Consider the following 7,983-nt stretch of genomic DNA (forward strand, 5'->3'; position numbering starts at 1 on the left):
AGGTTGTCAAGGAATAAATAATTCTATTTTAAAAGCAATTTATTTGGCTGGATAATTAGTTAATAGCTTCGCTATTAATAGTCAGTGGTAAACCACTTCCCAATCCGCCTTCCCTTTCGACTGGGTGGCATTATACTCGGTTTGAAGAGGAGGTCAAGAGGTTTCGAAGGTTAATTTTCAATTCTTCAATAAGCTTTAATCTTCCTACCAATATAGGTTTTATTAAGGACAGATATTCGTAGTCCATTTCCCTGCTTTGTTACCTCGAAGACATTGATATTGCACACCATATTGAACCCAGTGCCAATTTAAATTAGAAGGCTTACCTTTTAGGGTAAAGCTAATACGATAACGTTCAGCGCTCACACTATCATCCATTAGACCAGAACGAGTAATAACAACAACCCCTGTTTTGGGCTGAGCTTTTGACGGATAGTAAAAAGCTTGTGCCAAATCATAATCCGCATGCACTTCATTAATACTACTATTAATGAGTTTGAGCTTTTCAAGTCCACAAGCAATCAGCCCTTTTTTCATAGAACACGGTGCTGATGCATAAGTAACGGCATCACCGTTCATATTTAAATGATAAAAGTTAGCAGGATTGGCAGCTTCAGAGCGAGATATGGAGTTTACTAAGTTACTAGTAGCAGCATATGAAGATAGGGAAACGAATGACAATGAAAGTAAAGCACTCGTCATCACACCTTTTAACAAATACGCTGAGGCACTAGAAACAGGCAATAGGTGATTGAAACTATTTAAATTCAACATAATAACCTCGACTTTGTTTATTGAATATAATGAGATAAAGAACAATCGTAAAACCTTCCACTTATTACCTTCTACCATAGCACTTTACATGATATCCAATCAAAGCTCATTTTTATTCTTTACTCATTATTGTAAGTACTTCTATTGTTCTTGTTACCTTCTCAACCTCGTGTTATCTCACCAACAAGATTTATGGCAAAAAAAACCGCCTATTAAAAAATAAGCGGTTTATATATTGATGTCTTCATAATCTAATATCTATTATCAAGCAGTTATAAAGTTAACTCGTCGTTTTGGCTTTTAAAGTCGTTACGATACCTGATAAAGCATAGATAACACCAATCGCTAAGATGCCAACAGGGATATCGTATAACACGATACTCATGACCAATACGCCGATAATAAGAACCACAAAAGGGACTTTCTTCTTATCAAATTCTTTAAAGCTATAGTATTTAACGTTACTGACCATTAGTAAGCCACAAATAACGACCCAAGCAGCAAACAAAAACATCACGACTGAGTCATATTGCCCGATCCATTGATTGTGGTCGACAGCAACCATGACAGCGGCTGTGACCAAGATGGCGGCAAGTGGACTTGCCAAACCAACAAAGTATTTTTTATCAACTTCACCAATCTGAACGTTAAAGCGTGCCAAACGGAACGCAGCGCACGCCGTGAAAACAAACGCACAACCTAAGCCAATACGACCTAATGGCTGCAAAGCAAAGCTATAAATTAAGATTGCCGGTGCAACACCAAAGGCTAACATATCGGCTAAAGAGTCATACTGCTCGCCAAAAGGGCTTTGCGCATTCAGCATACGTGCAACCCTACCATCTGCGCCATCAAGAATGGCCGATAAGAAAATCGCTAAAGAGGCTTTATAAAACTCACCTTGGGTACTGGCTAAAATAGAGTAAAAGCCAGATAGTAGCGATAAAGTCGTGATGAGATTGGGTGCTAAATAAACACCGCGGCTGACCACGCGCTTACCTTCAGCGACTTCTGCTTCAATCACCTCAAACGTCAACCCATCATAGTTCTCATTATCCGCCAAGCGAATATCGAAATCATGCTCATCGACAAAAGGCGGTTGAGTGGCGGCGCTATCTTGTAATAAAGGCTCTTTTACCAGACCATCATTCATAACTCTATCGGTTACAAGACTATCCTTTACTACATTACTTGATGATTGATCAGTCGTCATAATAATATCCCTATTCGCCGACCAACCAGCGTACGTTGGTTGCACTATCTGGCGTTAAATCTGGTGCATCAGCAACTTTCAATACCGGTTGTAAGAAGCGTAAAATCTCACGCGCATGGTTATCAAACTGCCATGGCGGATTGATTACCAGTAGCCCTGTGCCATTAAGACCTACGGCAACATCGTTAGGATAAATATTTAGCTCACAGATTAACTGGCGTCTCATTTCAGTACGCTTTAGCTTTTTATAAAACAGCTCTACGGCTTCGATATTTTTAATCGGAAACCATAACGCATAAGTACCTTGTGGCCACTTATTATAAGAGTGCACTAAGAGATCAATCAAACGAGTAAAGTCTTTATGCTCTTGCTCATAAGGAGGATCCAAGAATATCAAGCCACGCTTCTCTTTTGGTGGAATAACCGCAGCGATACCTTCAAACGAATTGCGATGATGAATACCGATTGGCAATTTATGTAGCTGATAGTTCAGTGCATCGTACTCACTGGCTTTGGCTTCAAACGCTTCACCACGCACACCAGCATCAGGATTTTTTTCAATATGATGGGCAATCCACCACGGCGAGCCAGGATAGACTTTTTTGTCATAGGTAAAACGGGCTTGTTTGATGCCTTCCATATAATCTTTGACCGCAGTCGGAGCTTTTTCGACATCGGCTTTTACTAAAGCTTGGATACCGCCTTTTGCTTCACCAGTCTTGCGCGCCTCTTCACTGCCAAGCGAATACAGTCCACGACCGCCATAAGCATCAAGCACATAAAAAGGTTTGTTTTTCTGCCCCAATTGATTCAGTAGTTGTACCAATAAAATGTGTTTAACGACATCGGCAAAGTTACCAGCATGATAGGCGTGTTTATAGTTCATAAGTTCAAAAGTTTAAATAAGAAAAATTGCATCTATGGTAGCATAGGATAGGTAAAAGATAACGATGGTTTTGGTAAAAAGGCATTGATTGGCTGTGTATTGACAGCGAATTGAATGTTTATTGATAACGGCGAGACGAAATGACAAAGATTATTAGCAATCTTGATGTGACAAAGTTGGTTGTCGACAATCCGATAGGACAGGATAATCCTCCTTTACTGTTTCCGCATAGCGATGACGATAGCCAAAAGCCACCAACTCAACATCTATTACAATCCTCCGATTTTGAGATAAATTGGGAAGACAAGCTGACTGATAGTCAACTGGATAAATTGGTCAGTGATGGTTGGCTGATTATTGACGATGTCTTTGAGCAAAAAGCCTTGTTAGCGCTGCAAGCAGAAAGTGGCTTTATTGACTATCGTGATGCCCAGCTTACTGCCGGTATTCGTGTGAGCGATATTCGCGGTGACAGAATCCGCTGGATTACTGAGAATTTCTTTGCAGGCTATTATTATTTGCAAAGCATCAATACGCTTGCCACTTTATTCAATCGCAGCTTATTCGCTGGCATTCGCCATAGTGAAGCGCATTACGCTTGTTATCCAGTCGGTTTTGGCTACCAATGGCATAATGATAATCCAGCTGGGCGTGATGAGCGCGTTATCTCGGCAGTGTTTTATCTCAATGATGAGTGGACAGCAAGTGACGGCGGCGCGCTAGAAATCGTTGATAAGCATGGCGTCCATCATAATGTGATGCCTGTCGCCAATCATTTGGTGATATTTGATAGTGACCTGCAGCATCAAGTGCAAATTGCCCATCGACAACGCTACTCTATCGCTACTTGGTTAAGACGTGATGGCTTAGTGCCGTTTGTTGAAGACAACATTTCAGCGCTACAAAAACCATTAAACGTTAGTAATTAGCGGCACGTATTTAATTATTTGTATTTATCATCTCACCTTGTAATAAAAAGGTTTCTCATGTCAGACGTTAATAAAAACATATTTTCTCAGACCCATCAACAAGCAACTTTAGACTTAAGTATTGCCCTACTCGAACGCCCTTCCGTCACACCAGATGACGATGGCTGCCAAGATATATTGTCAGAACGACTAACGCAAGCAGGCTTTGATTGCGAATTTATGTATTACGGTGATAGACAAGCAAAAGGCGAACACGCTGAGGTCAAAAACTTATGGGCGCGCCGTGGCACAGCAGATCCAGTCATTTGCTTTGCAGGTCATACCGATGTCGTACCGACAGGTGCTGAAAAAAATTGGACCTATCCACCATTTACCCCAACCATCGCTGATGGCTATTTATGGGCACGCGGTGCCGCTGATATGAAAACGGGCATTGCAGCCTTTACAGTCGCGGCTGAGCGTTTTGTGAGCAATTATCCTCAGCATAATGGCTCAATAGCATTTTTGATTACCTCAGATGAAGAAGGTCCGTCAATTAATGGTACGGTCAAAGTAATAGAAACCTTAGAAGCGCGTCAAGAAAAAATCACTTATTGTCTCGTTGGTGAGCCATCGAGTACCGATACTTTGGGAGATATTATTAAAAATGGTCGCCGTGGCTCATTGGGCGCGGTACTCACAGTCACTGGTAAACAAGGTCATGTCGCCTATCCACATTTAGCCAGTAATCCTATTCATGCCGCTATGTCAGCGCTAGCGGAATTAACGGCTGCTACATGGGACAATGGCAATGACTACTTCCCTGCGACCTCCTTGCAAATCTCCAATATTAATAGTGGTACTGGCGCAACCAATGTCATTCCTGAAGCCTTAGAAGTGGTATTTAACTTCCGCTTTTCAACAGAAACCATAGAAGAAGAGCTAAAAGCAAAAACTCACGCTATCTTCGACAAGTATTTCGCTGACAGCAAAGCCAAATATGATATCCATTGGAAATTATCTGGTCAGCCATTTTTAACACCCGAAGGTAAATTGGTCTCGGCATGTCAGCAAGCGATTAAATCTGTGACGGGGACTGATACGACATTATCAACTTCTGGTGGTACATCGGATGGACGCTTTATCGCCCCCACTGGCGCGCAAGTCGTTGAGCTTGGTGTGCGTAATGCAACGATTCATCAGGTTGATGAAAAGGTAGAAATTGATGACTTAGGTAGATTGGCGCAGATATATGAAGAGATTTTGGAAAATCTATTGTTGGATTAATGAGTATTAATAAAAGCAAAAAGCGCCATCTGATTCAGATTTGGCGCTTTTCCATATTTTTAAGTTTGGTATTGATTTAATATTTTTGCTTATGAATTCTCATACTTAGTACAATAAAATTTTAGGTGATAATCACTGCTTGTGAAACACATGATAAGACAATTTATATTTAATTGGTGCTAGCTCTCATCTATATATTCAGGTGCGGATATAGTTCCGCTGTCCGTAAGAAAGTAAGTTTGACGCATTGGTTTAAATGGGGACTCTTTTGCTACATCCAACGAAAGATTGGAAAGCAACCCAAATACCATATGTGCATATTCTAAGCAATCATATTTTCCACGACTGTTTAAAGAGCTTTGTCGAAGCTCTGAAAATTGTTCGATATATTTATCGAAATTATTTCTCTTACTACGCTCATTATATAGTTCTGAGGGATTATCAGGTAAAGGGAAACGGACTGAAATCATCTCTTTAGAATGTGGTAAAACTAAATACTCTTGGATGGCGTATAAGGGAAAGTTAGCCAAATTAATAGGAGCAGAGTGCATTACTAAATCACGATACTGGCCTAACTCATATAGCCAACCTCCTTCATTCATCTCAACTTTGAAATAAGACTCTAATTCAGATAGTTTCTCAATTCCTTTTAAAGATTTAAACAAGCCACTTGCTGTAGTTATTTCATACTTATGGTTTTTATGAATCTCTCTGATTTTTTCTTTTAGAGAACCTTCGTTAGAATAGTTATACACATACTCGCATAAATAGTCGCGCAGTATCCCAGCATCAAACAAAAAGGAGTGAAATTCCTGATAAACTAAATCAGTAAAACCGTCCTGAAAGCGTTGTCCATTTTTAAAATTATTTTTTAAAGCTAAGGCATTTAGTTGGTTATGATAAGCTAAGGAAAGATTTTTCAAACGGTTATTTATTGAATTCAACTGGAAATTAATTCTATTAGAAACATCATATGCAAGACCGTTCTTATTGTGAAATGCCGATAAAGATAAACTAGCCCACTTATCCACAGCATCCCAATTTGGCCATATAGCATCTTGTTCGATATAACCTCTGAATTGCATTGGCGCTTCACCAGTGGCTTCAAGAGGGTTAGTTATGAAATTAACTCCCACAATCAACAAATTATATTTTTTAAGAGCATAATATAGTTTACCGAATGTCTCTATTGTGATTTCACATACTTTCCCATCTATAGTTTTAGGCCATAATGTGAGCACGTCACTTTGTGGTTCATTAATAGCAAGAATCCCACCTGATAAATATACAATCCTTCCGCAATATGGCCAATCTTTTTTCATAGTTACCCTATAGTCTAAAGAAGACTTTATTCGATACCAATATATAGCTCGACTTGACCATATTCTAATTTACCCTCAACATAACGCTCAAAATCAACATTATACGTTCGAGTATGCTCACAGCTTGGATTATTGAAATACGTCCATGCCTTCTCCCACGCGTTCATCACAGTATTGGGCATATTACCATATTCATAAAACACCATGTATTTTCCTGCAGGAATACTGACTGTTACTAGGTTGCTTGCATTTTTATTCTTAGTAGCTTTGACAGGATTAGCCGTATCGTCATTGTCTGACTGTACTTGCTCATCTTGCTGACTGCTCACCTTCCAACTGGCAACCACATCAAAAGCGCCTACATCATCACTCTCATAGTTATGATAGATACCGTAGATATCCTCACCCTTTTCAAGTTGGCTCACATGATTTTTGTAAAAACTTTGCCATAGCTTGCCTAACTTTGCCGTTTCATGGCTGATTTCAGCAGTATTGGTGGTGCGTACGCTGATACCTGTGCAAGTTTGTGCGTCGGTTAGCTCTTGGATTGGTGCAGTCATGAGGCGGTTTGTCCTGTTTCTATTTGAAGTTATGTTTGCTATTAAAGCTATGTTTGTTATTAATGCTATGTCTGTTAATAAAAGATAATAAGAAGGTCAATCTAGTCAGCTTCGTCAATCCAATTCATCTGAATCGCTTCTAAAACACCTTCATTGGAGCGTTGTGGATCATCATCAAAGCCTTCAAGCTCAGTTACCCAGCGATGCAAATCCGTAAAGCGGATATACTGCGGATCGGTCTCTGGGAATTTTTCATAAAGCTCAATGGCAATATCCAAACTGTCTGTCCATTTTAACTTCTGCGGGGTCATAGTAGCTCCTTATTTTTCAATCTTTTTTATAAAATGACATTATAGAATATATAGACAATATATACATAATCGCTATCCTATACATAAACACTATCCTAGCAAAATTCAGCATAGGATTATAGCCAAGTTCGTTATGCCGCCTTTGCTGATTTAGTCGACTCAGTAGATTTAATCGCTACTTGATGCTGATTCCATGACTCAATAACTTCTGTCAGCTGTTCACCAGTCATATCTAGCACCGCAGTTGCGCACTTACCTTGCTTATTGGTTAAGACAAATTTGGTCATACCTACTGCCATTAACTGGTTTTTGACAAAAAAGCGATGCTCAAAGTAGACGTATTTTTTATCCCAACCGACAAGCGTACTATTTACCGTCATCTTATCTAAAAATTTAATTTGCTTCAGATAGACCATCTCCTGCATGGCGATAATCCAGCCTAGATTTTTAATGCCCTTTTGATGACAGCACGCCATAAGCCATTTTGTGATATTTAGCTCAATAAAAGACAGATAGCGGTAATTAGGCAGATGATCTCGAAAGCCCATGTCGTGCGGTAATACTCGATAGTGGCGGATAGTCGGTGCCGTTAATGTCTCAGTACTCAAGTGCTCACTTGCCGATTGCTGCTTGAGCTGCTGTTTTAATAGGCTAACCATAATAAAAAAACGTATTAACATATTCATAAATAACTCTCTTAACGCTTATTTTTTGTGAACTTA

9 protein-coding genes are annotated in these 7,983 nt (G+C 39.6%); 2 read left to right on the forward strand and 7 right to left on the reverse strand.

Annotated elements, in window-relative coordinates:
* Positions 1–222: 222 nt before the first annotated feature.
* The 3 genes from CAN34_RS13510 to CAN34_RS13520 all read right to left on the reverse strand — a co-directional run bounded on the left by CAN34_RS13510 (position 223) and on the right by CAN34_RS13520 (position 2,873).
* Positions 223–774: a hypothetical protein gene (locus CAN34_RS13510; RefSeq protein ID WP_254423196.1), complete on the reverse strand. Its 552-nt coding sequence runs from the start codon at positions 772–774 to the stop codon at positions 223–225.
* Positions 775–1,054: 280 nt separating this feature from the next.
* Positions 1,055–1,987 carry a CDP-diacylglycerol--serine O-phosphatidyltransferase gene (gene pssA / locus CAN34_RS13515; RefSeq protein ID WP_089556084.1) on the reverse strand — a complete coding sequence of 311 codons (933 nt, stop codon included), beginning with the start codon at positions 1,985–1,987 and terminating at the stop codon, positions 1,055–1,057.
* A gap of 10 nt (positions 1,988–1,997) precedes the next feature.
* Complete coding sequence (locus CAN34_RS13520) at positions 1,998–2,873, reverse strand: 23S rRNA (adenine(2030)-N(6))-methyltransferase RlmJ (RefSeq protein WP_079691045.1); 876 nt, start codon at positions 2,871–2,873, stop codon at positions 1,998–2,000.
* Positions 2,874–3,013: 140 nt separating this feature from the next.
* Between CAN34_RS13520 and CAN34_RS13525 the strand changes: the two genes are divergently transcribed.
* A complete protein-coding gene (locus CAN34_RS13525; RefSeq protein ID WP_089556085.1) occupies positions 3,014–3,802 on the forward strand; it encodes a 2OG-Fe(II) oxygenase in 789 nt (262 codons plus the stop codon).
* A gap of 57 nt (positions 3,803–3,859) precedes the next feature.
* Positions 3,860–5,068, forward strand: a complete 1,209-nt coding sequence (dapE, locus tag CAN34_RS13530; protein WP_089556086.1) for a succinyl-diaminopimelate desuccinylase — start codon at positions 3,860–3,862, stop codon at positions 5,066–5,068.
* A gap of 179 nt (positions 5,069–5,247) precedes the next feature.
* Here dapE and CAN34_RS13535 read toward each other — a convergent pair whose 3' ends face one another.
* The 4 genes from CAN34_RS13535 to CAN34_RS13550 all read right to left on the reverse strand — a co-directional run bounded on the left by CAN34_RS13535 (position 5,248) and on the right by CAN34_RS13550 (position 7,947).
* The gene (locus CAN34_RS13535; RefSeq protein ID WP_089556087.1) at positions 5,248–6,390 is read right to left on the reverse strand and encodes a hypothetical protein; all 1,143 of its coding nucleotides are present in this window, start codon (positions 6,388–6,390) and stop codon (positions 5,248–5,250) included.
* A 26-nt stretch (positions 6,391–6,416) separates the two neighbouring features.
* Positions 6,417–6,950 carry a GyrI-like domain-containing protein gene (locus CAN34_RS13540; protein ID WP_089556088.1) on the reverse strand — a complete coding sequence of 178 codons (534 nt, stop codon included), beginning with the start codon at positions 6,948–6,950 and terminating at the stop codon, positions 6,417–6,419.
* A 101-nt stretch (positions 6,951–7,051) separates the two neighbouring features.
* Positions 7,052–7,261, reverse strand: a complete 210-nt coding sequence (iscX, locus tag CAN34_RS13545) for a Fe-S cluster assembly protein IscX (protein ID WP_089556089.1) — start codon at positions 7,259–7,261, stop codon at positions 7,052–7,054.
* 131 nt (positions 7,262–7,392) lie between these two features.
* Positions 7,393–7,947 (reverse strand): acyl-CoA thioesterase, encoded by a 555-nt coding sequence (locus tag CAN34_RS13550; protein ID WP_089556090.1) that lies wholly within the window; start codon positions 7,945–7,947, stop codon positions 7,393–7,395.
* Positions 7,948–7,983: the final 36 nt, after the last annotated feature.

Source organism: Psychrobacter sp. DAB_AL32B (assembly GCF_002224105.1).
Taxonomy (GTDB): domain Bacteria; phylum Pseudomonadota; class Gammaproteobacteria; order Pseudomonadales; family Moraxellaceae; genus Psychrobacter.

Coding starts and splice junctions, on each gene's coding strand:
- CAN34_RS13510 (WP_254423196.1), bottom strand. CDS start 774: ATGTTGAATTTAAATAGTTTCAATCACCTATTGCCTGTTTCTAGTGCC.
- pssA (WP_089556084.1), bottom strand. CDS start 1,987: ATGACGACTGATCAATCATCAAGTAATGTAGTAAAGGATAGTCTTGTA.
- CAN34_RS13520 (WP_079691045.1), bottom strand. CDS start 2,873: ATGAACTATAAACACGCCTATCATGCTGGTAACTTTGCCGATGTCGTT.
- CAN34_RS13525 (WP_089556085.1), top strand. CDS start 3,014: ATGACAAAGATTATTAGCAATCTTGATGTGACAAAGTTGGTTGTCGAC.
- dapE (WP_089556086.1), top strand. CDS start 3,860: ATGTCAGACGTTAATAAAAACATATTTTCTCAGACCCATCAACAAGCA.
- CAN34_RS13535 (WP_089556087.1), bottom strand. CDS start 6,390: ATGAAAAAAGATTGGCCATATTGCGGAAGGATTGTATATTTATCAGGT.
- CAN34_RS13540 (WP_089556088.1), bottom strand. CDS start 6,950: ATGACTGCACCAATCCAAGAGCTAACCGACGCACAAACTTGCACAGGT.
- iscX (WP_089556089.1), bottom strand. CDS start 7,261: ATGACCCCGCAGAAGTTAAAATGGACAGACAGTTTGGATATTGCCATT.
- CAN34_RS13550 (WP_089556090.1), bottom strand. CDS start 7,947: ATGAATATGTTAATACGTTTTTTTATTATGGTTAGCCTATTAAAACAG.